The following is a 25,924-nucleotide window of genomic DNA, read 5'->3' on the forward strand; positions in this document are numbered from 1 at the left end:
AATAATGAACGGATTCAGAGGAAATTAGCTAACATGTCACCTATAGCTTATAGGAAACATGTTGTCTAGGTGTTTTTTCTTTGTCTCACCAAATGGGGTCAGACCACCTATAATTTTAAAGAAAGAATAGCGTATTCTTTTCAAAAATGAGTTCTTTTATTGAGAAACTTTGATTCTATATCATACATAAAAGGGCAACCAGTGCTAAAACAGCTGGAAGTCCTTGTTTCACAATAATTGATTTATTAGATGTGAAACCTCCGAAAATAGCTGCTACCACCACACAAATCACGAAAAATAATTGGACCATATAACCAATTGGATTGAGTCCAAGTACAAGTCCCCAAATGAGACCAGCCGCTAAAAATCCATTATATAAACCTTGGTTTGCAAACATAATGGCTACGTTTCGATCTCCTTCTAAATGCTTCGGTAATTTGAAAGCACGTTTCGCTACTTTTGAATTAATAAAAAACATTTCAAGGATCATGATAAACAAATGTTCTAATGCTACGATCCCGACTAAAATAGCTGCGATTATTTCCACACTATTCTGCCCCCTACACTCTCTATTCTTTAATATTCTCTACATTTTTTTGCATCTGTAATAGAACATGAATAAGTATTTTGCGTTCTTCTCCACTGATATTTACGAACATTTCCTTCATAAAATGTTCCTTTTCTTTCTTGTCAAAATATTAATTGATATATCAATTATTGATACATCAATTAATATACATCCCTCTTTTTATTTTTGCAAGTTTTTTTGCTCAATTGGTTTTATTTTGTTCTAGCAACTTTAAACCAATTCAAAACATCAGTTCGCATTTCTAGAAATCATAATTACTTTAAGTTCATTCTGACAATCATATTTAACTAAATATATAAAAGAATTGAGTTATATCTCCATCAATTTATAAAAATTAATTTTTTTCTAAAAACAGATACTTTACGTTTTTTATAGTAATAAAAATCATTTTTTTGTTTCAGAGGCAATCCATTTTGTTAGCCTGATGTGCATAAGATAGCACCCATATGGAGAACCAATTATCTTTCAAGAAAACGGCTTGAAATCTGGATTTGGTACAAGAGTTGCCTACTTCCGTGATCCAGATGGTACTAATTTAGAGCTAATTGCTCCAAAAGGTCCATTTAGACGTGAATAATAAATTAATACCGAAACAGCCACCTTATCTGAAAGGTGGCTGTTTGTTAATAGATTGAATAAAAAGGACAAACTCTCCAACTTGAGAAGTTTGTCCAAAAATAGATATTTCATATTCCACTACTTTGACACTAAAATCAACAATAGTGAATTAGAATAATGACTTAATACTTGCTAAAACTGTAAGTACACCTACAATAATAACAAATACGTTGCTCATTTTCCCTTTGTATTTAGCTAGTACTGGCACTTTTTGAATCGCATACATCGGTAATAGACATAAGATAGCAGCAACTAAAGGACCGCTTAGAGAATCAATAAGTCCAAGAATACTTGGATTTGTATAAGCAACAAACCAGCATGATAATACAACAAAAGTAAGAATTATTGTCTTAATTGTTTTTTCTTCAATATCTTTTCCACGTGACTTACCAAACTTAATAATCATGTCACGCATTACTTCAAATGCTCCTATATAATGGCCTAGGAAAGACTTTGTAATAGCCACAAAAGCAATAATTGGAGCTGCAATAGTGATTACAGGCGAATTAAGCTCATTAGCAAGATATGAAAGAATTGATAAGTTTTGTTCTTTTGCCATTTTTATATCATCTGGAGTCAAGCTCAATGCGCTACTCCAAACGAAGAACATAACAACAGCGAATGTCATAATATAACAAACCTTTTGTATTTGCGCACATTTAGCATCAGTGGCTTCGATTCCATACGTAGCTCTCTGTTTCACAACAAATGATGAAATCATAGGTGAATGATTAAATGAGAATACGATGATTGGTAGAATCATCAATATCGTCCCAAAATAGCCTGTTCCTGTTGAAGCAGTTGAAACAGCTGAAAAACTAAGCATTGACGTATTCCACTGTGGAATTAAAGATATTGCGATAAACAGTAGAGAAACTATGAAAGGATACACTAACATACTCATTACCTTTACAGTAATATCTTGACCAAAATTCAGTATAGCGATAAGACCAAGAACTAATACAAGTGATAAAATAGCTCTTGGAGGTTCTGGCATGTGCAATTGATGCACGATAAAACTACTTGCAGTGTTTGTAAGCGCAACCGAATACATTAGTACGATTGTATAAATTGAACCGAAATATACGATGTTAAAAATGATACTCGCTTTATTTCCGAAATACTCTCTAATTGTACCTGTGATCCCCTCATCAGCAGAATTAGAAGCGTATATCATTTTAGCAAGTGCCCTATGTGAGTAGTACATAACTGGATATGCAAGCAATGTAATTAGTAGTAAAGATAATAAACCACCTGAACCTGCATTAATCGGTAAAAAGAGCACCCCTGCTCCAATTGCAGTTCCAAATAGACTGAGTGCCCATGTAGTATCCTGCTTATGCCACTTTTTCGGATCTGCATATTGCTCATTTTTTAGTGCGGTATTTTCAGCTTGAACTTCTATTTTCTTTGCAGTATTCCCGTTCATATAATAACTCCCCCTTGTATCTATTCCTGCATCTCTCTTTGCACCTAACAAATATTCCCTTTTCGGAAAATGAATTCCTTACAAGTTGCCCCACATTGTATGTCCTTCATCATAATGAATCCAAATTGAAACATTCGCTAATTAGCGTCCTAATATAATTGTTAGCGTTCACAAAAAAGTTTACTCGTAATATCCGCTCTTTATATAAAGAACCCTTAAGAGAACAATATAGAATAGACTTCATAAATACGTTGCAACATTTCTAATAACAGTGTATTACTTTAATGGTTTCTCTTTTTTACTTTTAACAGTAATTTTAGCTAAACCGGCCTCTCTTCATTTGCGAGGCATTTCTTTCTCAATTCTATACATTACTTTCATAACTTCGGTAGCACTGATGATATTGCTCACACAAGCCACTGAAGCACATTACATACATTTCGCCTCTAATCACACACCTTTCTTACTAATAATCGTATTTTTTATATTTTCTCCAGAGATAATAAAATTTCTCTCGACGCCCTCATTATAACGTGTATATTTATAAAATTAATATTTTTATATTTTCAGAAATATTAAAGCGGAATAATTTTATATGGATAATATTTTACAGTTAGCATGTAGCCATTGTTTTTATCGCTTAAAGCTGAATTAGTTAGTAAAAAAATACAATAATACATTGTTTTTCTAGGTGACTTATTATAAAAATACTTATATCCCCTTTTATCAAAAAATTTTATTTTAAACATAAAAGATATTCTAATAAATAATTAATGTAGGTAAAAAGAAAAAAATCCCAAAACATAAAAACCAAATTTTAGGATATATATTATTAATATTGAATTCATATACAATTTAAAAAGCTACACTGAGCAAAAAACAAAAAAGCTGCCCCATATGGACAGCTCATTTACATAATTATCGTTATCAGGAATACACAAACAAATCACTTCAATACCATCTTAATTGTAGTTTGTTCGGCTCTTCTTCAGGGATATCTCTATGCTTGTAATGAATCGTTTTTACATCATTTCCTTTTATGCGAAAAGTAATTGTGTCCCATGAGGCGGATTGTGTGCACCCTCAAAAGTTTAAATTTTAAAATCCCTCATTAACTAGCTCTTTTATCGAGTTTAATTTTGAAGAAAGCTCGATAAACCATTCTTCATCCCCTGTTAATAATGCAAGATCTATAAGATAAAGGATTTGTTCCTTATTTATTACCTTTGATTCAGGGAGTTTGTTAACGTGTTTACTAAAGAGTAAAATCGCTTCGTTTATTGTGTACTGGCCGTCACGTTTCACAATACTAACTGTAACTATATCCTCTACATCATCAAGTGATACAATATAACCAACTATTAATTCACCTTCATTTGATATTCCACGAACCCAATCTCCTACTTTTAAAACATGATTATTATTTGACATCATACCGTTTCACCTTCCTATAAATATTTTTTGTGACGATAAAAAAGATATAAAAACAAATTATACTGTAATATTTTTCATTACATTTAAGTGTTAAGAACTCACGGCTATATAATAATTAAGCCGCTTAACGCTCTTGATTGATAAGGTCAACAACTTCTTTCATTGTATAATTCTTTAAGTATTCACCTAGATGCTCTTCAGCACCTAAGAAAATAGCGAAAAGAACTTTTCGCATGTTCGAACCTACAACACACTGATTGTTTGATTCTGGACACTTCGGCTGCAAAGCACCTTCAGAGGTTATCTGATAAATATGCCAAAGATTAATTTCATCTAAATCGCGAGCGAAAATAAAACCGCCACCAGTCCCCTCTTTCGATTGTATAAACTTATGTTTTTTTAACAAACTTAGTACTTTGCGAATGCGTACTGGATGAACACCTGCACTTTCTGAAATAGCATTACTTGTTGACATCCGGTCTGGCTGTAAAGCTAAATAAGTTAAACTGTGTATGGCCAAGGTAAAGTCGCTGTTCATGATTTTCCTCCTACGATTAAAAATATTGTTTCTCATATATTAACATACTGTAGCCATAAATATTACAGATTGGTTAGAACGTTAAAACATGTGGAATGCTTCTTGCCATAAAAAATTAATTCCCTTATATTCTATCCCGTCCCACCTATATCTGATAACTTCATTTAGCTTTTTAAGTTAAAAAGAAATTAAACACTCCACTGTTTCTTCACTTGTTCTTCTGCCAACTGTTCAATTTTTGTCCAAATCGTATCTTTACTCACAATAACATTTGTTTGATAATTTCTATCATTATAATTAACTGTAACACATACTTCAATCATCTTCTGCTTCCTCCTTTCAAGAAAATTTCTTATTTATATTTAATACCTGAAAAATTTTGAATTTAGTTATAATCTCTAGCATATAAATTCATTTTTTTAAATAATTAAGTTTAAAAACCCCACTGTTTCTTCACTTGTTCTTCTGCCAACTGTTCAATTTTTGTCCAAATCGTATCTTTGTTCACAATGACATTTGTTTGATAGTTTCTATCTTTATAATTAACTGTAACGCATACTTCTATCACCTTCAGTTTCCTCCTTTCAAAAAATTTCTCTTTCATACTATTACTTATTAATTAGCCAACTTTTGCAGTTCAATGTTTAAAAATGTTCGGACACTACGTGGTAAAAATTTGCGAATTTCTTCTTCGTTAAAACCAATTTGCAATCTTTTTTCATCCAGCATAATCGGGCGACGCAACATTAGTGGATGCTCAATTATTAATGTATAAAATTCATTTAGCGAGAGCTCATCAATATTTATATTTAAGTCCTGAAAAGTTTTGGATCTAGTTGAAATAATTTCAGTAGCCCCCTCTTCAGTTAAACGAAGAATCGATTTAAGCTCATCAACTGTCATAGAATTTGATACGATGTTTTTTTCAATATAATCAATTTGATGCTCTTCAAGCCATGCTTTCGCTTTTCGGCATGAAGCACAGCTTGCTGTTGTATATAGAATCACCATATTTAACTCACTCCTTTAATGTTATTAAACGTACATTTTAAATATCGGTTATTGAAATGTATTTAAAAAAATTACAGTTTAGAATCAAATACACATAATGTTAGTTATTCAGCAATGTTTCATTTATCTCTATTATTCATGCTACATTTTACAGACGTTAACAACTCACTTTTAAAAATCTTACTGTAATTTTAAACTTTACAGTTCAATTAATCAACTGTTAAGTCTTGGATTAATTTTAATAACACAACAAATTATTCTCATGTAAAATTCCTCATAGCATGATGGCTCCTTCAAAGCACATTTCACGCATTTCTTGCTTACAAGTGTTATTATGGATTATATTCTTCCTAATAAAAAGTACGCACTTTAAAGTGTTATAGGTACTAAAAAGGAACATATGCATTTTCAAGTGCCATTCTGCTTATTTCTCTCTTACATCGGTTATTATGACCGATATTTAGCACAATAAATAGTACGCACTTTAAAGTGTTATAGGCACTAAAAAGAAATAATTTTAGTATTGCAACGGATGTAGGCTCACAACTGTAATCTAAATTCATCAAAGGAGTTTTTTTATGAAGACATATAATATTCCTGTAGAAGCGACTTTAGAAGTTATTGGTGGAAAGTGGAAGGTTGTTATCCTTTGTCATTTAAAAAAAGGAACAAAAAGAACGAGTGAATTAAAACGTTTAATGCCTGGTATTACGCAAAAAATGTTAACGCAACAATTACGGGAACTAGAAGAAGATGGTGTAATCCAAAGGAAAGTATATGACCAAGTACCACCGAAAGTAGAGTACTCTTTAACGGATTACGGTTCGTCTTTAGGAGCTATACTTGATTCCCTCTGTTCCTGGGGAGAAGTTCATCTTGAAAAAACCGGGAACACATCCATGCTGATTACTGCTGATGAATCATAACTGTAGAAGACATAAAATAGGTTGAGGCAATACTTGCCTCAACCTATTTTATATCTCTTTATAATTTTTTGCCGTAATGACTGTTTCAAACTCAAAGGTTTCCGGTAGATGATCTGCATAAGAATATTCAAAAGTTCGTCCATCCGTTAAGTAAGCTACTTGCTCAACTCGCATTAGGAAATCCTGATTTGTTAAGTTCATAAACTGCTTTTCCCTATCATCTGGGCGAATCCCTTTAACCCTGACAACAGATGTCCCTACTTCAAGACCAAGTTTATTTTGAATATGTGAGTATATCGACTCCTCTAAAACAGAAGCTTCAATACCTGGGATAACCGAAATTGGCATCCATGTATGCTCCATAATCGTCGGAATGCTGTGAATGATGCGGAGGCGAATGATTTTATAGACGAAATCACCAATTGAAACTCCCAATTTCTCAGCAACTACTTCATCAGCACCTACAATCGCAAACTCGATAATTTTACTTTCTACCTCACTACCGTAAACAGCTTTCGTACCTGCTAAAGTTTGAATCATTCGTGCCTTTTCCTGCTGATGCCAATCTTGTACCACTGTTCCACTTCCGCGCCGACGGATAATGTAGCCGTCTCTTACTAATAGATCCAGCGCTTTTTTAATCGTAAGTGCTGAAACATCGAATTCTTCAGCAAGAACGGAGCTACTCGGAATTTTTTCGTTGATTTTATATTCACCGTCTAAAATTTGCTGTTTAATCTTTTGATAAATGCCGAGGTATTTTACTTGTGTTGATCCGCTTGCCATTTCCATACCTCCTTTATACTGCAAACTCTCTTCTATTCATTCAAATGTAAAGCCTCAAGTTTGTAAACTGAAGGTGATGGGGCAGCAAATCCGTTTTCCAAGATTTCAATATTCGTTACTGCTTCTTCATCTTTCACAAGTTTTGGTGCACCATTTACAATTGTGTCATACGCTGCATCATAGAAACGACCGTAATCACCAAGCGGCGTTTTAATTTGTTTTTCAATCCAGTCACCATTTGCATTACGATACTTAGCAATTCCATAATACATCGGCGAATCTTCACCAAATCCTGCACTCTCAGGCATAATACCCGCTTTCAAATCATTTTCCTGCTGATCTTCACCGTATTTAATAAAAGAGCCATTTGTTCCATGAACGATAAAGCGTGGATAATCTTTTGCTACGATATGGTTCGTTTTCAGCTTAATCTTCAACTGATTTCCATAATGTAGACCAACATCGAAATAGTTATCAACCGCACCTTCCACTTCATTATTACGAATATCGTATGTCACTGTATTTGGACGGCCGAATAGTGAAATCATGCGGTCCATCGTATGAATACCTAAACTGTAAAATGAACCTTCTTCTTTTGGAGCTTCATGAGTGATTGAACCAGGACGGAAATAATCAATATGTGATTCAATCTCAATAATATCACCAAGGAATCCTTGTTCAACTACTTGCTTTACAGCTAAAAAATCACCATCAAAACGACGGTTTTGATAAGGCATAACGACTACACCTTTCTCTCGTCCTAATGCTAATAATTCTTTCGCATGTTCTACTGTATCGCAAAATGGTTTTTCAACGATAACTGATTTTCCGGCTAGTATAACTTTTTTTGCTAATTCATAATGCGTATGTGCTGGCGTACAGATCGTCACGACTTGAATTTCTTTGTCATTCAACAATTCGTCCAAATCAGTAGTGAAGTAAACACCTCTTTCCTCATATGGAGCCGCTAATTCTTCATTTATTTGACGTACAAAAATCGTTTTTACTTTTATATTATTACGTGTATTTAGATAAGGTAGGTGATAACGGTTAGCTGATTTTCCAAATCCAATAAAGCCCATTGTTAATGTCATGTTCTTCAACTTCCTTGCTCATAAATTTTCGTTTCTACATTTATTATATATTTTTTCTTTAAAAGTATATAGTTTTAATTTTAAAATTATATACTAAAAAGTCGAGATAGAAATCATTTTCTGATTCCCATCTCGACTTTACGTTATAGACTTATATCCTATCATCATTTTATTTATACTCAATGACTTGAGAGCTACTTGGTTACATGCTCTTATTCATACATATACGAACGTGTCATCGGAATTGTGTCATTAATCCCTTTTGTAAATACAAATTGATGTAAATCAATATTACCTGTAAAGAACGAAGCTGCACATGCATTTAAATATAAACGCCACATGCGGATAAATCGCTCATCTTTCGTTTTACGAACTTCCTCTAGTACGTTTTCAAAATTTCGAGCCCAATGTTGTAATGTTTTTCCGTAATGTCTACGTAAGCTTTCTACATCCACAATAAAAAATTGTTCGTTTATCATGTTCGTGATTAATTCGTTCACAGCAGGAACATACCCACCAGGGAATATATATTTTTCAATCCAACCATTCGTAGCACCACCATTAGCCGGAGAAGTAATGCAATGCAGCAGAGAAATCCCGCCATCATTTAATAATTTGTTAACTGTTTCAAAGTATTGCGTAATGTTGTCTTTTCCTACATGTTCGATCATACCTACACTAACAATTTTATCAAATTTATGATTCTTAATATCGCGGTAATCAAGTAAAGATACTTCAACTAAATCCGTAAGTCCCTCTTGTTTAATTCGCTCAGAAGTCTTAGCATATTGTTCCTCACTTAACGTTACTCCCATCGCTTTCACACCGTACTGTTTAGCGGCAGCTGTAATGAGTTCACCCCACCCACAACCGATGTCTAATAGCGTATCACCTTTTTGAAGGTTCAACTTTTTCAAAATATGATTCACTTTATTATGCTGCGCTGTCGTTAAAGAATCTTGCTCATTTTGGAAATATGCACAAGAATATGTCATTGTTTCATCAAGCCATAATTTATAGAAATCGTTCCCAATATCATAATGATGAGCAATATCATCTTTATTTTTTTGTTTTGAGAAATTCCATTTACTTTTGAAATATTGCAACTTACTATCACCTAAAAAGCTATCCTGCCTTTTATAAATAGATTGAATTGCTTTTTCAAGGTTACCCTCTATTTCAAGATCCCCATTCATATATGCTTCACCGAATGCAATAGAAGGATCCTTAGCGATTTCTTTTTTTGAAAGTGGCTTATGGAATGTTATGTGAAATTGAGGTTCCCCTTCGCCATATTGGATTGTTTCTCCATTCCAAAGTGTAATTTGAACTGGATCTGAAAACAGATTTTTGAGTATTTTTTTATAAAAAAGTTCTTCAACCATAAAAACATCTCCTACTAAAAAATTGAACAAAAAACTATACTAGTTAATAAGTCTTTTTGAACATAGCTTAAAATCGTTATTGTACTGACTTCTTGCTACGAGTGTCATTATAAAACGGTTATATTATGAAGCATAGTACGTACTTTAAAGTGATGTAGGCACTTTTAAGTACCCATGACTGAAACAGGTCCTCAAAAATTTTACTTTTCATCATAACAACTTTCTAAAGTTTTAAAACGAAAAACACCACCTCGTCATTAGGTGGTGTTTTCAATATTACATATAGAGATTTCACTTAACTTCTGTGTTTTTTCTATCTATGCATCGTTCTCCCCATACGGTCAATTGATTTAATACATTTTGCAAAGACCACCCATAATCAGTTAAGGAGTATTCTACTCGGGGTGGAATTTCTTTATAGATTTCACGTGTAATCACACCATCATCTTCTAGCTCACGTAATTGTTGCGTCAACATTCTAACAGAAATTTCAGGAATTAGACGCTGCAACTCGCTCGTTCGCTTTGTTCCTTTCGTTAAGTGACATAAAATGACGACTTTCCACTTTCCCCCGATAATTTCTAAAGTTGCTTCTATCGGTATATTGTATTGTTTCACACGATCTCCCTCCTTTTTTCTAAATTTCTTCTCTATTGTTGCGTAAAAACAAATAATTTTCTATACGGCACATTTTAGTTCCTACAGCACAAAAAAGTACCTATATTACAAAAAAGTAATTATGCTGCGTAAAAATCTCCCTCTATACAAAAAGAAAAAACGAACGTATTCTCGTTCGTTTTTTCTTTCTTTATTCAGCTGCTGTTATAAGCATAGATGTGTTCCCATTCTTTTCAAGATGATTTTCTCCCCAGTTACAAAGAGTATCGAGTATAGAATCTAAAGAATGACCGTAATCAGTTAAAGAGTACTCTACTTTTGGTGGCACTTGGTTATACACTTTTCTCTCGATTACACCATCTTCTTCTAATTCACGTAATTGTTGCGTTAACATCTTTTGTGTAATACCAGACATTAATTGTTTTAATTCGCACGTTCTCTTTTTGTCTTTCTTTAAATGACAAAGGATAACTACTTTCCACTTTCCACCGATAACCTCTAAAGTTGCCTCTACAGGAATATTGTATGTTTTCATATAAAAATCTCCTTTAATAATTTTATAAGACAAATAAGCTAAAATATTTAAATATTTCTTTTAAGTATCTATAGCACCTTAAAGTACGTACTTTTTACCCTGTTAAACATGTTTCATAATAGCATACGTAAACAGCAGATGAGTAGTACGGCACCAAAAAGTACCTGTATTACTTTTTAGTATCTATATCACTTTAAAGTACGTACTTTTCATTATGTAAAATACATTTCATAATAGCATTTGTAAGAGTTGAGTGAGTCATGCAGTGTTAGAAATTACCTGTTAGTACCTTTACTTTAAAGTGAGTATTTTTCTCATACATTTTGTCAGACGATAAAATGACATGTTTTCATTTTCACATCCATTCACAATGAATAAATATTTTTCAAATACATTTTAGGAGGATATCTATAATGAGTAAATTACTAAAAGAAAAAATCGGGTTTGGTACAGCACCACTAGGAAATATGTACCGTAATATCCCAGAGGAAGAAGCAATCGCTACAGTGGATGCTGCTTGGGAGAATGGCGTTCGTTACTTTGATACAGCTCCACTTTATGGATCTGGCTTAGCGGAGATTCGTCTTGGTGAAGCACTATCAAAAAGAAATCGTGATGATTACTTTTTAAGTACGAAAGTAGGTCGAACTATTTCGGATGAATTAGAAGATCCATCTGCACGTGATTTAGGTGAAAAAGGCGGGCTTTTCGAATTTGGTCGCAAAAATAAAATGATCAATGACTATAGCGCAGATGCAACACTTCGTTCTATCGAGCAAAGTTTGAAACGTTTAAAAACAGATCGTCTAGACTTTGTTTTCATTCATGATTTAGCACAAGACTTTTATGGTGATGCGTGGATTTCACAATTTGAAATTGCTCGAACAGGAGCATTCCGTGCGCTAACACGTTTACGTGAAGAAGGAGTCATTAAAGGCTGGGGGCTTGGAGTAAACAAAGTAGAATCAATTGAACTTATGCTTGATTTAGAAGAAGCGAAACCAAATATATCCTTATTAGCTGGTCGCTATTCATTATTAGACCACGAACGTGCATTGCAACGAGTAATGCCTGCAGCTGTAAAGCATAATATGGATATTGTTGTTGGTGGCCCATATAGCTCAGGTATTCTTGCTGGCGGCGCTCACTTCGAATATCAAAAAGCATCGCCAGAAATTATTGCAAAAGTTGAGAAAATCAAAGCTCTTGCAGATCGTCACGAAATCAGCATCAAAGCTGCTGCACTACAATTTTCACTAGCCAATCCAGCAGTTGCTGCCGTTGTTCCTGGTGCAAGTAAACCGGAACGAATTGTAGAAGACCAAAACGCCTTAAATACAGTAATTCCAGCAGCATTCTGGGAAGAAATGCGCGAACAAAAACTAGTAGCACCTAATGCACCACTACCAATCAACGTAAAATAATAATGAAACTTTAATCAGTGAGAGCATCCCCCACTGATTATTTACCCGTAAATACCGGGATGAAAAGGAGCGTAATGAATATGGCACATACTACTACATCTATGGAAATTTTCGGTTCACCTGAACAAGTATGGCAATTAATCGGAGGTTTCAACTCCCTTCCAGACTGGTTACCTTATATACCTAGCAGTAAATTAACTGAAGGCGGTCGTGTACGTCATCTAGCTAATCCGGATGGGGATACAATTATAGAACGATTAGAAGTATTCAATGATAAAGAGCGCTACTACACGTATTCAATCATGAATGCACCATTCCCAGTCACTAATTATCTATCTACAATCCAGGTGAAAGAAGGTACTGAAAGTAACACATCGTTAGTAGAGTGGTCTGGTACATTCACTCCTGTTGAGGTTAGTGATGAAGAGGCAATTAATCTGTTTCATGGTATTTACAGCGATGGACTGAAAGCATTACAGCAAGCATTTCTAGATTAATTCATGTAATTGATTGAGACGAAAAAGTAAATTAACAGTCAAATATTCGATTTTTTTAGTTAAATTCATTATGAAAGATAAACAAATACAAATTTCATGCCTGCTTGTTATTGACAAGAAATAAAAAATACTACCTCCAAATGGAAGGTAGTATTTTTTTATTAATCAGGAAAAACAATTAATCCCTCTTCTTTTTCCTCCTGTTTTAAATCTTCTTCTGGGAAGGTTACAGTTGAATTTTTATCACCTGTTCTTTTTGTTTCTTCACCTGGAAATACGAAAGTTGAATTTTCTTTTCCTTCATTTTTTTCTACGTTATCTGGAAATACCATAGGATCATTGGTAGTCAAATCACTATGAAATCCAAGGTTAGACAAAATCGCTTTTAAATCTGGTAAAACCCCTATTTTATCAGATGATGGGTTATTAGACTTTGTGCCTGTATTAGGATTACTTAAAATTGCTCTCAATTCTTTTGGTGTATATGCCTTACCTAAATGTTCTTTAGCAATCCCTTGAATCGATACAGCAGCCCCAGCAATTATAGGCGAAGCGCTAGAAGTACCACGGAAATTAGAAGTATAACGATTAATTATGTTCTGATCTGTAACTTTTTGTCCTTTACTATTTTGATTTTGATATGTATCTAATGTATCAACATACTCTCCCCAACCATATACATCAATTCTACTACCATAGTTAGAGAAAGCTAAACGTTTATGAGGAACTCTTGCAGTAGATGCTCCAACTATAATAGCTCCTGAATCTTTAAAGTCTGGACTATTTCGATTTAAAATCTGCTTACCATTACGGTCTTTAAATTCATCTAAATCAATCCCACCATTACCAGCTGCTTCTACAATAATAATGCCTTTATCTGTACCTTTGCGAATTGCGTTAAATATACTCGGGTATACTTCTACTGGTAAAGGGTCATCTCCATATCCATCATATTTAAAGGATTCTTCTATTAATAAAACATCTCCAGCCTGTAAAGAATCTACGGCACTTAAAATAGCATCTCTTACATCGATTCTCCCATTATCTCGGATCACTGAAATTACTTTTGTCTTTGCTTTTGGTGCAATCCCAATGTTCCCAATCCCATTGTCAGCTGCCGAAACAACACCTAGAACTGAAGTACCGTGAGAAAGATCATTACTCATTTTTCCAGACATAAATTCAATATTTTGACCGACTAAATCTTCATGATTTAATAACCAGCCTTCTTCCAAATCTACAAAAGTTGCTCCCTGGCCATTTCCTCCTTTAATTCCCCAAGCATAAGGAGCATTAATTCCTAAAGGTGCCTCTTCAAGATATCCCTGTCTTGAAAATCTAGGTTCATCATAAGGATTGACTGATAATACAGGCAATCTCGAGCCAGTTGTTGTGTTTATACTCTTATTAGAACGAACTTGTATTTTACTAGAATCGTCATTAGCAGCATATACTGTATTTGTTACAAATGTCGTACCTACCCCAGCAAAAGTTGTAATTGCAAGTGATGATATTAACATACCTTTAAATTTTTTCATTTTTCCACCTCTAGTTTTCTATTAGAAATAACATATTTAATAATGTGTATGAACTGAAAAGCATTTTATCTTATTATAAAAATTAATAGATTTTATAGCTTTTTGATTTACATAAAACTCCCTTCATTCTTGTAATTCAATGTGGACATTTCAAAATAACAAACTTACTGTAACTATTATAGTTACACCATTATTAATTTTCAACTACGAAATATAAATTTTTAAAAATAAATTTATATTACTTTAAAACAGCACTAGCCTTTTACCCACATAAAGTGAAACTTTAATCAGGTTTTTTTGTTCATCCCCCACTGATTATTAGCCCTCACCAATCGGGCATTTACGGGCAGTTAATGCGGGATAAAAATGCAAAATATCTGTCCAAATTACAGCAATCAATAAGTTTATGGACTACGAAAGAAATACGAAAAAGCAAAGCGATATCGCTTTGCTTTTTTTATAAAATCCCTTTTAACTTTTCACCAATTAACTTCGCTACATACTCATAACCTTCTGGCCCAAAGTGTAATCCATCTTTTTCATCATTTTCTACAAACCTTTTATAATTCAGTTCTTGAATCATTTCAGCATACAAATTTAGAAAATAGCTTCCTGTTTCTTTTGCCACTTTCTCCACCACGTCTGCATACTGACTAAGCACTCTATTTGTTCTATTATGCTGTCTTTCTTCATCAACTGGTGCAGGACTAATCAGTAGTACTTTATCTGATGAAACTTGGTTCACAATCTTCTCTAAGTTTTCTTTATATGCTTGTAATGACACTTGAGAAAAAGAAACTGCATCATTCGTACCAAGAAAAACTGTTACGAAATCTGGTTTATATAATATTACATCTTCTTCAATCCTATTTAACGCATCGAATGTATTATCACCTGGAACACCTGCATTCACTACTATCCAATTCGGAAACATCTCTTGCAAACGTGGTGTTAATCTCGGCATTCCATCAAAAAATGTTTCATCAGCTGTAATACTATCTCCAAAACATACTAACGTTTTCATTAAGCTACTCTCCTTTTACGTATGAAACAACTTTCCTTCTATTGCTTTTATATATCTGTCAGCAGAACGTTCAACTGCTTCATTTGCATTTTCTTTTACTACTCGATGAAAAGCGTTGTATAAACGATTAAACTGTAACGGCTTCACTCGATTCACCATTTCTTCCACTTTTCTCGCTGGTAATGGAATTAAATTTGGATAGCTATACATAAAACTTACCCACCGCTCATCCGCTACAACTTGAATAATATCACCTGTTAACAAAATCCCTTTTCCATCATTACCTTCTTCCCAATGCAATACAGAACCACCACTAAAATGTCCTCCAAGACGATGTACAGTAATCCCATCCGCTAATTGTAAAGACTCACCAGACCAATAAATAATACGACTACTTGGGCGCATCACCCATTCTTTATCATCTTCGTGTATATAAATTGGTACATCAAATATCTCTGCCCATTCTACTTGCGTTGAATAATAATGAGGATGAGACAATGCAATCGCATCTAATCCGCCAAGCTCTTTTATTTTCGCAATTGTCGTTTCATCTAAATATGTAATGCAGTCCCATAGCAATCGATATGACTCTGTTTTCACTACAAATGCCGTTTGACCGATCGCAAATCCTGGTTTTGTCGTAATACTATAAAGTCCATTTTCCTCTTCAATTATTTCATTTTTATATGTATCACCTGTTTGTAAGTTTTCTAGCGTCGTCCAAGACTGCCCTTTCGGATTCACATATTGCCTCTCTTCATCACAAATATGACAACTCACCGGTTCCTCTACACTCGCTGCATACTGCACACCGCACGTTGTACAAATGTAATTTTTCATCATAATTCCCCCTATCCCTAAATTTTTATTAAGCTGCTTTTTGTTGATAATAAGCTGCTTTTTTATTTTCAATTAATAAACTTATAAAAGTAAGTAAATAGACAACTGGAAATGACAATAGAATTACAGTAAATCCTTTTTCGCTTCTGAAACATTCATCTCACTATCTCCCCAAAAATATTTGTACTATAAAGTCACCTCAACCTCGCCCATCCAATAACGCCAAGCTGCTAAATAATCCTCTAAATCTTTCGGGTGGTGCCGTAAACATGTATCTATACGCAAATATAATCCTATGACTATTTCTTCATATAAATCACGGTCTTTTTTATGAAATACACATTGTTTCATCGCATAATCGATTGTTTCTTTTGTTAAATCTTCCGGGGTTGAACAGAACGCATAAATTAAATCGTATATAGGATCTCCTAACAATGGTAAAGGATCAATTACACCATGCAGCTTAATTCCTTGAAATATAAAATTATGAAATCCAAAATCACCATGCAATAAGAATGGCTGATTTATTCCAGTCCCCCTACTTGGACTATTTGCTAACTTAAGAACCGTTCTATACTCTTCTTCACTTATGTAACGTCTTACATTTTCATAAGCTTCTATCACATTTGTTGTTAAAAATTCATTCCAAGATTGAACCGGATTTTCTTTCCATCCCCAGCCATCAACCTCTGTAGCCACTTCATACTTATTGATAACTTCCTTTACAAGTTTACAAAGAACACTCCGTTTGTGGCTTAGTTTGCAAGAAGTTGTGCCCTCAAGGAAGGAATAAACAATATAGCGATTTAAAGGTTCCTTATATAAAAGCTTTGGAAATAATTCTTCAGTTTTATAAAACTGAAGAAAATAAGCTTCTTCACGTATGACATCCGATTCATTCAACTTTACAACATATTGCTTATCTAACAAATATATAGTACTTGCCGTTCCCCCGTTTAACACTTTTACACTATTTGGATAATGTGAAATCACTTTCTCCTTAACTAGTTGTGCAGTGATTATTGAAATGTCCATTCTCTCACCCTTTAAATCCGAATATTCCCTTAATTCAAAAGACAACTTTACTATTATTTGACAAACATAAGGGAATTCCTCCTAAAAATCTTAATATAACAAAAGATAATTTTATTTCATTGCAACTGCTTCCTTCAATATTCCATCATATAGTTCATTCCATTTATGGTAATGCGATGTAATTTCTTCACTCCAAATGATCTTCATTTAATCTAGTAATTTCTATTGAATTATCTCTTTCTTTTAACTTATGAGCCAAACTTTCTACACCAAAAACTTCTGTAAACGTATGACTGCCTACAATTAAATTAATCCCTTTAAATTTCGCATGTTGCACTGTATATAATGTTTTTTCACCTGTTATGTACGTGTCACACCCTTTTTCTAATGCACGTTCAATCAAATTTGTATTGTTTCCTGCACCGGTTAAAATCGCAATCCGTTTTACTGGTTTATCGTGATTTCTCCAGCTCTTCACTTTCTCTTCCATTCTTTCTTCAAGTTTTCCAACTAAGTTTGAAAAAGGAATCGCTTCTTTATATTCTCCTATTTCCGGTAGTTCTTCTTCCTCATACGTAGAATATTCCAGTATTGTATCTATCCCAACTTCGTTAAATAACGAAGTACACGTGCCAAACTTTACAAAATCTAACGGCAAATGAATCCAAAAATGATTCATTTCATATTGCTTCAATTTCTCAATACAAGCCTCTTCCATACCAAATAAAAAACTCCACGGCGCATGATGTGTAACTATCATATCGACCCCATTTCTATACGCTTCTTCAATAGTTTCTAACGTTAAATTTGTTGTGTAACCGATTTTGTGAAATTCATCTTTACTTATATGAGTAAAACCATATTCATCATCGCCGTATTTATGAAGATGCTCTCCAAATAGTGATGTTATATGTTCGTTAAACTGCTTTATATTCATTTTATTTCTCCTTTCATTTACTTTTATATTTCAAAAATAAGGAAATACTAAATAAAAACGTTACATACATATAGGAGGACACCATGAAACCTGAATTTTTAAAAGCTGTACATGATGCCATTGGAAACGTCGAACATATTCATATAGAAGAAAGCGGTGCTGACAGCTTACTTATCCATCATGATGATGCACAGCAATTACAACAAGTCGCTAAAACGCTAGAAAATAACAATTTTCGCTCTGCTTTAAGAACAACTGGAGATGCTTCGTATATTGAAGTGTTGAACAGATAATGAAAGTCCGGATGTATGCCGGGCTTTCTTTTTTATATTAAAACTTCAAACTCTTTCACATACACCGCTGTTCCAGCAATATCTATTTGTAACTTTTCGTTTTCTATCCCTTTCGTTACATAAACAGTTACACGACCATCTTTATTTATTTCCTGTCCTTGCTCAACGATTAAACCCAATTCATGTTCAAAATCTTTCTCTAAATACTCCGCATAATACGCTCCCATTACACCTGAAGCTGTTCCTGTCACTGGATCTTCAATCGTCCCAGCATAAGCTGACGAGAAATGACGGCCATGCATTTGTGCTAGTTCATCATAAGTTTCTAGACAAATTGGGTGAATAGAAGCATTAGGTATTTCTTTTAATACCAATGGAAATGCAGCATTATTAGGTTTCATTCTCTCACACGCATCTAGATTTTTAATCGGCACAATTACAGTCCAGTTTCCTGTACTTCCATATACTATCGGTAAACTTACATCTAAATCATTTACTTTTAAACCAATACTATGAGCTAATTCTTCTTTTGAACCTGCAAAATCTTTAAACTGAGGTGCTGTCTGCCTCATTTTAATAAAGGTTTCTCCATTTTCATTTACACCTATTTGTATCAGTAAAATCCCTGCCTTCGTTTCAATCGTAAGGTTACTTTTCTCTTCTAATAAACCTTTTTCGCGCAAGGCATATATCGTCCCTACTGTCCCATGACCACATAAATCCATTTCAAAACCAGGTGTAAAATAGCGCATTCTTATATCTCCTACTTCTGAGGAAAGAACAAAAGTTGTTTCGTTATATCCAACTTTTTCAGCAATAATTTGCATTTCCTCTTCCGTTAATCCATCTGCTTCTAATACAATACCTGCTGGATTACCCATACTCGGTTTATTCGTAAATGCGTCATAATGAAATACGTTTATAGTCTTCATTTTCTTTTCTCCTAACCTTCTTTAAAAATTTTATAATAAAGCTCTATCTCCGTTTTCAACGAACAATTATTTCTCCAAAATATTCTCTGCATCTTTTCATTTGAAGTATGTGTGCTTCCGATGTAATAAGTAGCCCCTATTTCCTTTAACATATGTAAAGATTGAAGATGCAGCCGGGAAGCAATTCCTTTCCCGCGATAATAAGGCATTACTCCAAAGTAAAATAATCGCCCTTCACTTTCTGTTCCAGTTTCTATATGCGGTATGGACATACCAATCGGCTCATTTTTATCATAAAAAACAATACATGACTTTTCCCAGCCCTTACCTAACTCTGTTTGTACAGAATAAAAATGTTCATCGATAGTTAAAATTGAAGTTTGATTCCCTGAACCCGACATACATTGTTCCCAAATATATTTAAAATCTTTTTCCGATAACGTTCCTTCTGCTATTGATCGATATGTATATTGTCTTTCAAGCTCTTCTACATTGTTCAATTCTCTACATACTTCTATCTTTGCGGCATACAAAGAAAAACCGGCATCAAGTAACACTCTCACACTTGAGTTATGACTACTAAACCTCTTGTTTAATACAATACTCGCTCTTTTTAACTCCCAATTAAAACAAACCTCTTCAAATCTACTTATCTTTTCTTTATATGTTTGTACGTTATACAAAACGTCTTCTTCGATCTCTTCAATCGTTACTGCATTTGGTAAGCCATTTAATACTTTTTTAGAAGGGCCAAACAGATTCTGAATGATTGCAAGATCGTATATCACCATTTTAATTCCCCTACACCTGGCTCAATAAACTTGCCTGAAACATCCTCGTTTGAATCTATTACCCAATCATATATATTTTTTGCTCCTTCAGCGGGAGTCATATTCGCATCAAAAGCACCAATGTCAGTCTTTAATTTTCCAGGGTGAATAGCAGTTACATGAATTCCTTTATCCTCAAACTCTTGTTGTAAACAGAGCGTTAACATATTTTGTGCAGCTTTAGCAATTCGATATGAATATGAGAACTGACCTTGTGGAAACTCTTTGTTCGCCATTTTATGCAATGAACCTAACCGAGAGGACACATTTATGATTCTCGGATGATCCGATTTAGCTAAAGCCATATATGTACCTTTTACAGCTCGAATTACACCTAAGCAATGAATATTAAATAAGTCCGTTAACTCTTCTGAATTTGTATGTAAAACCTCAGTCTCCTTTCCAGTAATTCCTGCGTTATTGATAACTAGATCAATATACTCTGTATATTCCTCAATCTGATTTTTCATTTGCTCCGTACTCTCATCAATCGATAAGTCTGCCAATATAGGAAAACATCTGCAACTAAACATTTTCTTCAATTGCGTTACCGCAACCTCAGTTCTAACTAACGGATAAACAATATGTCCATTTTCATGAAACACTTTTACTAACTGTAACCCTAATCCGCGATTTCCACCTGTAATTAGAACTCTCATATATTCATCTCCTTATTTTTAAAATAAATAAGAAAATCCATCCACTTACCATTCTCTAATGAAAACGCCTCTCTCTTGCATTCAAAAGAAAAACCGGCTCTTTCCGCAAGACGAACGGATGGCTCATTATCAACACGTATATGTAATTCGATTCTATGAAAATGAAGACGATTAAAAAATAACGATACTGCAGCTTTCACACTTTCCATGCCATATCCGTTTTTCCAGTATTGATTATGTATGGAATATCCCATCATCGCCCATTGATAGTCCATACGTAAAATTTTAATCAGCTCTAGCTTACCAATATTAGCTCCGTCTTCTTTACGAAAAATACCTAATACGTACATCTCATCTCGATGCGCTGCTTCATCAAAGCCCCTTATCCATTCCGTGAACCATTCTTTTGTTGATGATGCCATAACTTGATAACCATCATCATATTTATACTGCGATGATAACCTCTTATTAAATCCATCTAACCAACTTTCATAATCATCATTTTGGAACGGACGGATCATCAGTCTCTCTGTCTCTACCTGTAATAGCGGCAGCTTCATTTACATCTCTTCCCTTGATTAATATTTGAATATTCTTTATTATCTTACACAAAATACAAAATCTAGTAAATTATTATGTTTTTGATAAACAAGGTTCTATTAAAATACAAAAGGAAACCCTGTTCTAAAGGGTTTCCTTTTGTCATCACACTACCAGACTTATCTGTGATTTAAAACCTTGTATTCTGTCTTTAATATTCCATACACATCAACATCTTCATATGTATTTAATAAAAGTCTATTTTGTCTCAACGTGCCTTCTTTACGTAAGCCCGACTTCTCCAACACCTTAATCGATGATCGGTTTCTAGAAATAGCAGATGCCCAAATTCTATTTAAACCTAATTCGATAAAGCCAAATTGAATCATTCTGTTTACAGCCTCAGTTGCAAAACCCTTTCCCCAATAATTCTTACCAATCCAATAACCAAGTTCACCTCTATTGTTACCCTTGTCAATTCTTAGTGTAATTGTACCTACAATTTCTCTTGATTCTTTAGAGACAATTCCTAAAGGATATTCGATTCCTTTCCTTATAAGTTCTGGTTGCATATCAACCCAATCTTGCGCGAACTCTAATTTATATGGGTGTGGAAGCCCAAGAATATTAGCTAATTCCTTATCATTAGCTAACTCTTTAATTCTAAACACGTCATCATTAGTAAAAGGTTCTATACATAAATGCTCAGTTTCTAATTTTATAGTCATAGTTTCTCCCCCTAGTACTGAAATTAGTTAGCTCCCTTTATTTTCAATATTACACTAAAAAACATAAAAGGTTTTAAATATTTACAATATCCACCAACAGAATCATAAACAAAAAATCCAGTTATGCTTTATACATAACTGGATTCCTCATCATTTAATCGTTTTTATTTTACAAGTATATTTTCTCTTAATTCCCTTTTCAGTACTTTCCCTAAAGCATTTTTCGGTAATTTGTTCATAAATACAACTTTGGGTATTTTATAGCTTGCTAGTTTTTCTTTACAATACTGTATAATTTCTTCTTCCGTTAAAAACGTTTGCATGTCTTTTACAATGTACGCTGTCGGAACCTCTCCCCAAAAGTCATCTGGAACTCCAACTACTGCAACTTCTAAAACACCATGTATTTCATGAATAACATCTTCTACTTGATCTGGATATACGTTGTCACCACCGCGTATAATAACGTCTTTATATCTTCCCATAATATGCAGGAATCCATCATCATCTATCATGCCAGCATCGCCCATGTTAAACCAGTTATCTTTTACTACCTTCTTTGTCGCCTTTTCATTATTCCAATACCCTTTAAACATGTATGGACTTTTCACATGAATCTCTCCAACTTCATTTGTTGTTAGTTCATGTCCTGTTTCCGGATGAACAATTTTCACCTCTACATTTTTCAAGGTCTTTCCTACAGAAGACATCTTTTCTTTTCCCATCATTGGATGCCATGAGGTTACAACCCAACCTTCTGTACTACCATAACCTTGCACCATATATATTCCTTTTTCCATATATTTTTGAATGAGTGTTTCTGGCACTTTTGTACCACCGCTTTGTGCTACTTTAAAGGTTGAAATATTACGTTCTTTTTTATTTAATTCATCAAGCATGTAACTATAAACAGCAGGGAACGCAAGCATCGTAGTAATTTTCTCTTCTTCAATCTTATCCCAAATAATAGCAGGATTCGAATCAGCTAAGAAAATCATCGTAACGCCATGATAAATACAATTTAAAATAGAAAGCACGCCACTCATATGGAACAATGGATGCACAGATAAAAAGCGTTCACCTGCTGGTATTTCTCTTTGTCCCGCAATTTCAGCAAAATAGTGATGTAAGTTTTTATGTCCAATTACACATGCTTTCGCCTGTCCAGTCGTTCCTGAAGTAAATAAGTAAATGGCGTCGTCTTCTTCATGAACTTCTACGTTCGGTTCTGTCGTTGGCTGTTTTTGCAGCTCTAATTCAAATGAACCAAAACCTTCTTTTGTCGTTTGAATTACATAAGGAATTTCTTTAACAGCATCAACATTTAATAACACTTCACTAAATTCTTCATCAATAACTAACACTTTTAATTTCGCTTCTTTTACAATTGTTTCTAATTCATATACAGTAAGCTGATGATTTAGCGGAATAAATACCGCTCCAATTTTTAAACTTGCCATCATAACGCTTGGAAATGGGTGATTATTTTTGCATAGTATTCCTATACGATCTCCTCTTTGCACACCATTATGTAACAAATAATGTGCAAGCTGATTTACTCGTTCATTATATTGCTGAAACGAATATCTTTTCTTCCCTCCTACAAGCGCTTCCAAATTTGGTGACTGCATTGCTCTCTTTTGTAATAATTGTCGCATCGTTCTCAAGTAAAACTCCCCTTTATATATGTTAGGTTTTTTATTTTACCAGATTAACTATTAATTTACTAAAGATTACACTTAGTGAATATAAGAAGAATATAAAATAGCCATTTACTTCACAAGTAAATGGCTATTTTTCATTATATATTAGAATACTTCTTGTTCATTACATATTGCACATACTCAGGTGCACTTTTATCAATCTCTTCATCACTTAGTTTATATTCTGCACCATATAAATAAAAGGAAGGTATAAATTCCATACCTGTATATAGGCATGTAGCTTGGAATGGTTTCGTCAACTCATCCATTGTAATCCCACTATTTTCATAGTCTTTTTCTAATCCACCTATAGAAATAGCTACACCAAATTCTTTCCCTTTCACTTTATCTCCTTTTGATCCGTACGCGAATCCATATGTTAATACATCATCGAACCATTTTTTTAATAATGGTGGTGAACTGTACCAGTAAAGCGGAAATTGGAATATATATCTGTCATGTTCTACTAATAACTTTTGCTCTTCTTCAATATTAAACTCCCAATTTGGTGCCACCTTATATAATTCATGCACCGTAATTTCATCTGAATGTTTCTCAAGTTCTTCTATCCATCTTTTATTAATTTTTGATTTTTCAATATGAGGGTGTGCTACAATTACAAGTGTTCTCATCATTTTCCAGCCCCTTTATAAATTAATCAATCCTTTACGTATTAGTATGAATGCATTACATATAATTGAAAAGTACGTACTTTCAGGTGCTATAGGAACCTTGAGGTACCTTTGGAGGTGTTATATGAATCAAAATGATAACTGCCCAATTGCAACGACACTCGATGTAATCGGCGGAAAATGGAAAGTTTATATTTTATGTGTTTTAATGGATGGAAAAATGCGAACAAATGAAATTAAACGAGAAATTCCAAACCTTACACAAAAAGTACTTACACAACAACTTCGGCAACTTGAAGCAGATGGGATTATCCATCGTACTGTATATCAAGAAGTACCACCAAAGGTTGAGTACACACTAAGTGAGCACGGAAAATCTTTAATGGAAATTATGAATGAACTATTTGAATGGGGAAAAGGTCATCAGCTCAAAAGATTAAATGACTAACAGAACATTGCCGTCTTTTTTAAATTTTCTACATTCATATTAGTAGTTTAATATTTCTACTGAAATTTTATAATAGAGATACTCCAATAGCTCGTAATTTAGAATCCCAAATCTTTCAGAAGTAAAAATTAATAACTTTCATCTATAAATACTCTTTATAACAAAAGTATCCTGTACTGTTCACCTAATTTTTAATTCAGACACTTTTTTATTGATTGAACCGCACTCAAGTTTTTAGACAGATAATTAACAATTTGAGGTGCGGTTTTATTATACCTAGGAAAATACAGGCTATCTCATAGTCATAGTAACCCCCCCCTCCCTATATTTTACACTACACATTGATCACCGCTAATCTTTTAAAATATCCTCCCTATGAATGTAGGGAATAAGTGGTTTGATATGTGCTCTATTTTAAGGATTCACTTCATATAAAGGAACTTCTTTAATAATAATTATTTTAGTTCCACTCTTTTTCTTAACTGTCACCCTAGTAACTGGTCGATAGAGTTTCTTTTTGGGGAGCTTACTGCCTAGTTTTATAAATCGGATAACAGCTTTCATCGCTTTTTAAAAATCAAGACAGTAGACAAAATACTTTGCAAAAAGTGCCTGTACAAGGCGATTTTTTACATAGACTTACCAAATAGCATTTTTATTAAAAAACTTCTCACATTTAAATTGGACAAGCATATTTTATTCTATGGGGACTCCCTACCCATAGAAAACTACCTTTCTAATCTAAGAGCACGCATATATGTGTGCTCTTAGATTGTTTAAAATGAAATAAAGAGTTTATTAATTCACTATTGGAAAAGCACCCATAATAATATCTTTATATTTATCTAATTTTTTTAATTTTTATAAAACTATATTATTTTGGAGTTGGTTAATACGTTAC

At 33.6% G+C, this 25,924-nt stretch carries 30 protein-coding genes and 3 pseudogenes; 7 read left to right on the forward strand and 26 right to left on the reverse strand.

Going from position 1 to position 25,924, the window contains the following annotated elements:
* Positions 1–69, forward strand: a 69-nt coding sequence (locus ACTFO4_RS19300; RefSeq protein ID WP_368659994.1) for an IS3 family transposase, incomplete at its 5' end; no start/stop codon positions are given.
* A 106-nt stretch (positions 70–175) separates the two neighbouring features.
* Here ACTFO4_RS19300 and ACTFO4_RS19305 read toward each other — a convergent pair.
* A complete protein-coding gene (locus ACTFO4_RS19305) occupies positions 176–547 on the reverse strand; it encodes a DUF1304 domain-containing protein (protein ID WP_000402483.1) in 372 nt (123 codons plus the stop codon).
* A gap of 484 nt (positions 548–1,031) precedes the next feature.
* Here ACTFO4_RS19305 and ACTFO4_RS19310 point away from each other — a divergent pair.
* Positions 1,032–1,166 (forward strand): annotated as a pseudogene (locus ACTFO4_RS19310) (VOC family protein); the annotation flags it as partial.
* 150 nt (positions 1,167–1,316) lie between these two features.
* On the opposite strand, the gene ACTFO4_RS19315 reads toward ACTFO4_RS19310, so the two are convergent.
* From ACTFO4_RS19315 to spxA, 7 genes and pseudogenes are all read right to left on the reverse strand, one after another.
* Entirely contained in the window at positions 1,317–2,636 is a 1,320-nt protein-coding gene (locus ACTFO4_RS19315) for an aromatic amino acid transport family protein (protein ID WP_001014168.1), read from the reverse strand.
* A gap of 951 nt (positions 2,637–3,587) precedes the next feature.
* Positions 3,588–3,727 (reverse strand): annotated as a pseudogene (locus tag ACTFO4_RS19320) (DUF3888 domain-containing protein); the annotation flags it as partial.
* A 7-nt stretch (positions 3,728–3,734) separates the two neighbouring features.
* Entirely contained in the window at positions 3,735–4,070 is a 336-nt protein-coding gene (locus tag ACTFO4_RS19325) for an IDEAL domain-containing protein (RefSeq protein ID WP_000987462.1), read from the reverse strand.
* 124 nt (positions 4,071–4,194) lie between these two features.
* Positions 4,195–4,608, reverse strand: a complete 414-nt coding sequence (gene saiR / locus ACTFO4_RS19330; RefSeq protein WP_001083465.1) for an Rrf2-family transcriptional regulator SaiR — start codon at positions 4,606–4,608, stop codon at positions 4,195–4,197.
* 188 nt (positions 4,609–4,796) lie between these two features.
* Positions 4,797–4,931, reverse strand: a complete 135-nt coding sequence (locus ACTFO4_RS19335) for a BA3454 family stress response protein (RefSeq protein WP_000573530.1) — start codon at positions 4,929–4,931, stop codon at positions 4,797–4,799.
* Positions 4,932–5,041: 110 nt separating this feature from the next.
* Positions 5,042–5,176 (reverse strand): BA3454 family stress response protein, encoded by a 135-nt coding sequence (locus tag ACTFO4_RS19340; RefSeq protein ID WP_000573515.1) that lies wholly within the window; start codon positions 5,174–5,176, stop codon positions 5,042–5,044.
* 47 nt (positions 5,177–5,223) lie between these two features.
* A complete protein-coding gene (gene spxA, locus ACTFO4_RS19345; protein ID WP_000236189.1) occupies positions 5,224–5,619 on the reverse strand; it encodes a transcriptional regulator SpxA in 396 nt (131 codons plus the stop codon).
* A gap of 578 nt (positions 5,620–6,197) precedes the next feature.
* On the opposite strand from spxA, the gene ACTFO4_RS19350 reads away from it, so the two are divergent.
* Complete coding sequence (locus ACTFO4_RS19350) at positions 6,198–6,545, forward strand: winged helix-turn-helix transcriptional regulator (protein ID WP_000860832.1); 348 nt, start codon at positions 6,198–6,200, stop codon at positions 6,543–6,545.
* A 48-nt stretch (positions 6,546–6,593) separates the two neighbouring features.
* Here the strand turns inward: ACTFO4_RS19350 and ACTFO4_RS19355 are convergent, their stop codons facing one another.
* The 5 genes from ACTFO4_RS19355 to ACTFO4_RS19375 all read right to left on the reverse strand — a co-directional run bounded on the left by ACTFO4_RS19355 (position 6,594) and on the right by ACTFO4_RS19375 (position 10,963).
* The gene (locus ACTFO4_RS19355; RefSeq protein ID WP_119683765.1) at positions 6,594–7,331 is read right to left on the reverse strand and encodes a GntR family transcriptional regulator; all 738 of its coding nucleotides are present in this window, start codon (positions 7,329–7,331) and stop codon (positions 6,594–6,596) included.
* A gap of 32 nt (positions 7,332–7,363) precedes the next feature.
* A complete protein-coding gene (locus ACTFO4_RS19360; protein WP_017673114.1) occupies positions 7,364–8,425 on the reverse strand; it encodes an oxidoreductase in 1,062 nt (353 codons plus the stop codon).
* 212 nt (positions 8,426–8,637) lie between these two features.
* Entirely contained in the window at positions 8,638–9,810 is a 1,173-nt protein-coding gene (locus tag ACTFO4_RS19365; protein ID WP_440014161.1) for a cyclopropane-fatty-acyl-phospholipid synthase, read from the reverse strand.
* A gap of 291 nt (positions 9,811–10,101) precedes the next feature.
* Positions 10,102–10,428 carry a winged helix-turn-helix transcriptional regulator gene (locus tag ACTFO4_RS19370; protein ID WP_000816335.1) on the reverse strand — a complete coding sequence of 109 codons (327 nt, stop codon included), beginning with the start codon at positions 10,426–10,428 and terminating at the stop codon, positions 10,102–10,104.
* 190 nt (positions 10,429–10,618) lie between these two features.
* Positions 10,619–10,963, reverse strand: a complete 345-nt coding sequence (locus ACTFO4_RS19375; protein WP_000860820.1) for a winged helix-turn-helix transcriptional regulator — start codon at positions 10,961–10,963, stop codon at positions 10,619–10,621.
* A 413-nt stretch (positions 10,964–11,376) separates the two neighbouring features.
* On the opposite strand from ACTFO4_RS19375, the gene ACTFO4_RS19380 reads away from it, so the two are divergent.
* Entirely contained in the window at positions 11,377–12,387 is a 1,011-nt protein-coding gene (locus ACTFO4_RS19380) for an aldo/keto reductase (RefSeq protein ID WP_000040525.1), read from the forward strand.
* An 80-nt stretch (positions 12,388–12,467) separates the two neighbouring features.
* The gene (locus ACTFO4_RS19385) at positions 12,468–12,884 is read left to right on the forward strand and encodes an SRPBCC family protein (RefSeq protein WP_000951521.1); all 417 of its coding nucleotides are present in this window, start codon (positions 12,468–12,470) and stop codon (positions 12,882–12,884) included.
* Positions 12,885–13,045: 161 nt separating this feature from the next.
* On the opposite strand, the gene ACTFO4_RS19390 is transcribed toward ACTFO4_RS19385, so the two are convergent.
* The 6 genes and pseudogenes from ACTFO4_RS19390 to ACTFO4_RS19415 all read right to left on the reverse strand — a co-directional run bounded on the left by ACTFO4_RS19390 (position 13,046) and on the right by ACTFO4_RS19415 (position 18,258).
* On the reverse strand, positions 13,046–14,422 hold the full coding sequence (locus ACTFO4_RS19390; protein ID WP_000713610.1) for a S8 family peptidase: 1,377 nt from the start codon (positions 14,420–14,422) through the stop codon (positions 13,046–13,048).
* Between the two features lie 457 nt (positions 14,423–14,879).
* A complete protein-coding gene (locus ACTFO4_RS19395; RefSeq protein ID WP_000855205.1) occupies positions 14,880–15,446 on the reverse strand; it encodes an SGNH/GDSL hydrolase family protein in 567 nt (188 codons plus the stop codon).
* 15 nt (positions 15,447–15,461) lie between these two features.
* Positions 15,462–16,289: an MBL fold metallo-hydrolase gene (locus ACTFO4_RS19400; protein WP_078421035.1), complete on the reverse strand. Its 828-nt coding sequence runs from the start codon at positions 16,287–16,289 to the stop codon at positions 15,462–15,464.
* Positions 16,290–16,314: 25 nt separating this feature from the next.
* Positions 16,315–16,431 (reverse strand): annotated as a pseudogene (locus ACTFO4_RS19405) (DUF7010 family protein); the annotation flags it as partial.
* 41 nt (positions 16,432–16,472) lie between these two features.
* Complete coding sequence (locus ACTFO4_RS19410) at positions 16,473–17,321, reverse strand: aminoglycoside phosphotransferase family protein (protein ID WP_119684211.1); 849 nt, start codon at positions 17,319–17,321, stop codon at positions 16,473–16,475.
* A 187-nt stretch (positions 17,322–17,508) separates the two neighbouring features.
* Complete coding sequence (locus tag ACTFO4_RS19415; RefSeq protein WP_326234646.1) at positions 17,509–18,258, reverse strand: Nif3-like dinuclear metal center hexameric protein; 750 nt, start codon at positions 18,256–18,258, stop codon at positions 17,509–17,511.
* An 83-nt stretch (positions 18,259–18,341) separates the two neighbouring features.
* Here ACTFO4_RS19415 and ACTFO4_RS19420 point away from each other — a divergent pair, with 83 nt between their 5' ends.
* Positions 18,342–18,551 (forward strand): hypothetical protein, encoded by a 210-nt coding sequence (locus ACTFO4_RS19420; RefSeq protein ID WP_000801653.1) that lies wholly within the window; start codon positions 18,342–18,344, stop codon positions 18,549–18,551.
* A gap of 32 nt (positions 18,552–18,583) precedes the next feature.
* Here ACTFO4_RS19420 and ACTFO4_RS19425 read toward each other — a convergent pair whose 3' ends face one another.
* The 7 genes from ACTFO4_RS19425 to ACTFO4_RS19455 all read right to left on the reverse strand — a co-directional run bounded on the left by ACTFO4_RS19425 (position 18,584) and on the right by ACTFO4_RS19455 (position 24,575).
* Entirely contained in the window at positions 18,584–19,483 is a 900-nt protein-coding gene (locus ACTFO4_RS19425; protein WP_440014157.1) for a PhzF family phenazine biosynthesis isomerase, read from the reverse strand.
* Between the two features lie 11 nt (positions 19,484–19,494).
* Entirely contained in the window at positions 19,495–20,271 is a 777-nt protein-coding gene (locus ACTFO4_RS19430) for a GNAT family N-acetyltransferase (protein ID WP_031312141.1), read from the reverse strand.
* On the reverse strand, positions 20,268–20,972 hold the full coding sequence (locus ACTFO4_RS19435) for an SDR family NAD(P)-dependent oxidoreductase (RefSeq protein ID WP_061457506.1): 705 nt from the start codon (positions 20,970–20,972) through the stop codon (positions 20,268–20,270). Before ACTFO4_RS19435 ends, ACTFO4_RS19430 begins: the two co-directional genes overlap by 4 nt.
* The gene (locus ACTFO4_RS19440; RefSeq protein WP_017673105.1) at positions 20,969–21,532 is read right to left on the reverse strand and encodes a GNAT family N-acetyltransferase; all 564 of its coding nucleotides are present in this window, start codon (positions 21,530–21,532) and stop codon (positions 20,969–20,971) included. The genes ACTFO4_RS19435 and ACTFO4_RS19440 overlap by 4 nt, the downstream gene beginning before the upstream one ends.
* Positions 21,533–21,691: 159 nt before the next feature.
* Entirely contained in the window at positions 21,692–22,240 is a 549-nt protein-coding gene (locus ACTFO4_RS19445; RefSeq protein WP_017673104.1) for a GNAT family N-acetyltransferase, read from the reverse strand.
* A 164-nt stretch (positions 22,241–22,404) separates the two neighbouring features.
* Entirely contained in the window at positions 22,405–23,907 is a 1,503-nt protein-coding gene (locus tag ACTFO4_RS19450; protein WP_017673103.1) for a class I adenylate-forming enzyme family protein, read from the reverse strand.
* 134 nt (positions 23,908–24,041) lie between these two features.
* Positions 24,042–24,575, reverse strand: coding sequence for an NAD(P)H-dependent oxidoreductase (locus ACTFO4_RS19455; RefSeq protein ID WP_002183793.1), 534 nt, complete (start codon positions 24,573–24,575; stop codon positions 24,042–24,044).
* Between the two features lie 124 nt (positions 24,576–24,699).
* Here ACTFO4_RS19455 and ACTFO4_RS19460 point away from each other — a divergent pair, with 124 nt between their 5' ends.
* The gene (locus tag ACTFO4_RS19460) at positions 24,700–25,023 is read left to right on the forward strand and encodes a winged helix-turn-helix transcriptional regulator (protein WP_001072988.1); all 324 of its coding nucleotides are present in this window, start codon (positions 24,700–24,702) and stop codon (positions 25,021–25,023) included.
* The last annotated feature ends 901 nt before the right edge of the window (positions 25,024–25,924 follow it).

The organism is Bacillus cereus group sp. MYBKT14-1 (assembly GCF_051915185.1).
Taxonomy (GTDB): domain Bacteria; phylum Bacillota; class Bacilli; order Bacillales; family Bacillaceae_G; genus Bacillus_A; species Bacillus_A cereus.

Bases quoted from the DNA above. Each gene is read 5' to 3' on its own strand.
- ACTFO4_RS19315 (WP_001014168.1), bottom strand. From the start codon at position 2,636: ATGAACGGGAATACTGCAAAGAAAATAGAAGTTCAAGCTGAAAATACC.
- ACTFO4_RS19325 (WP_000987462.1), bottom strand. From the start codon at position 4,070: ATGATGTCAAATAATAATCATGTTTTAAAAGTAGGAGATTGGGTTCGT.
- saiR (WP_001083465.1), bottom strand. From the start codon at position 4,608: ATGAACAGCGACTTTACCTTGGCCATACACAGTTTAACTTATTTAGCT.
- ACTFO4_RS19335 (WP_000573530.1), bottom strand. From the start codon at position 4,931: ATGATTGAAGTATGTGTTACAGTTAATTATAATGATAGAAATTATCAA.
- spxA (WP_000236189.1), bottom strand. From the start codon at position 5,619: ATGGTGATTCTATATACAACAGCAAGCTGTGCTTCATGCCGAAAAGCG.
- ACTFO4_RS19350 (WP_000860832.1), top strand. From the start codon at position 6,198: ATGAAGACATATAATATTCCTGTAGAAGCGACTTTAGAAGTTATTGGT.
- ACTFO4_RS19355 (WP_119683765.1), bottom strand. From the start codon at position 7,331: ATGGCAAGCGGATCAACACAAGTAAAATACCTCGGCATTTATCAAAAG.
- ACTFO4_RS19360 (WP_017673114.1), bottom strand. From the start codon at position 8,425: ATGACATTAACAATGGGCTTTATTGGATTTGGAAAATCAGCTAACCGT.
- ACTFO4_RS19365 (WP_440014161.1), bottom strand. From the start codon at position 9,810: ATGGTTGAAGAACTTTTTTATAAAAAAATACTCAAAAATCTGTTTTCA.
- ACTFO4_RS19375 (WP_000860820.1), bottom strand. From the start codon at position 10,963: ATGAAAACATACAATATTCCTGTAGAGGCAACTTTAGAGGTTATCGGT.
- ACTFO4_RS19380 (WP_000040525.1), top strand. From the start codon at position 11,377: ATGAGTAAATTACTAAAAGAAAAAATCGGGTTTGGTACAGCACCACTA.
- ACTFO4_RS19385 (WP_000951521.1), top strand. From the start codon at position 12,468: ATGGCACATACTACTACATCTATGGAAATTTTCGGTTCACCTGAACAA.
- ACTFO4_RS19390 (WP_000713610.1), bottom strand. From the start codon at position 14,422: ATGAAAAAATTTAAAGGTATGTTAATATCATCACTTGCAATTACAACT.
- ACTFO4_RS19395 (WP_000855205.1), bottom strand. From the start codon at position 15,446: ATGAAAACGTTAGTATGTTTTGGAGATAGTATTACAGCTGATGAAACA.
- ACTFO4_RS19400 (WP_078421035.1), bottom strand. From the start codon at position 16,289: ATGATGAAAAATTACATTTGTACAACGTGCGGTGTGCAGTATGCAGCG.
- ACTFO4_RS19410 (WP_119684211.1), bottom strand. From the start codon at position 17,321: ATGGACATTTCAATAATCACTGCACAACTAGTTAAGGAGAAAGTGATT.
- ACTFO4_RS19415 (WP_326234646.1), bottom strand. From the start codon at position 18,258: ATGAATATAAAGCAGTTTAACGAACATATAACATCACTATTTGGAGAG.
- ACTFO4_RS19420 (WP_000801653.1), top strand. From the start codon at position 18,342: ATGAAACCTGAATTTTTAAAAGCTGTACATGATGCCATTGGAAACGTC.
- ACTFO4_RS19425 (WP_440014157.1), bottom strand. From the start codon at position 19,483: ATGAAGACTATAAACGTATTTCATTATGACGCATTTACGAATAAACCG.
- ACTFO4_RS19435 (WP_061457506.1), bottom strand. From the start codon at position 20,972: ATGAGAGTTCTAATTACAGGTGGAAATCGCGGATTAGGGTTACAGTTA.
- ACTFO4_RS19440 (WP_017673105.1), bottom strand. From the start codon at position 21,532: ATGAAGCTGCCGCTATTACAGGTAGAGACAGAGAGACTGATGATCCGT.
- ACTFO4_RS19445 (WP_017673104.1), bottom strand. From the start codon at position 22,240: ATGACTATAAAATTAGAAACTGAGCATTTATGTATAGAACCTTTTACT.
- ACTFO4_RS19455 (WP_002183793.1), bottom strand. From the start codon at position 24,575: ATGAGAACACTTGTAATTGTAGCACACCCTCATATTGAAAAATCAAAA.
- ACTFO4_RS19460 (WP_001072988.1), top strand. From the start codon at position 24,700: ATGAATCAAAATGATAACTGCCCAATTGCAACGACACTCGATGTAATC.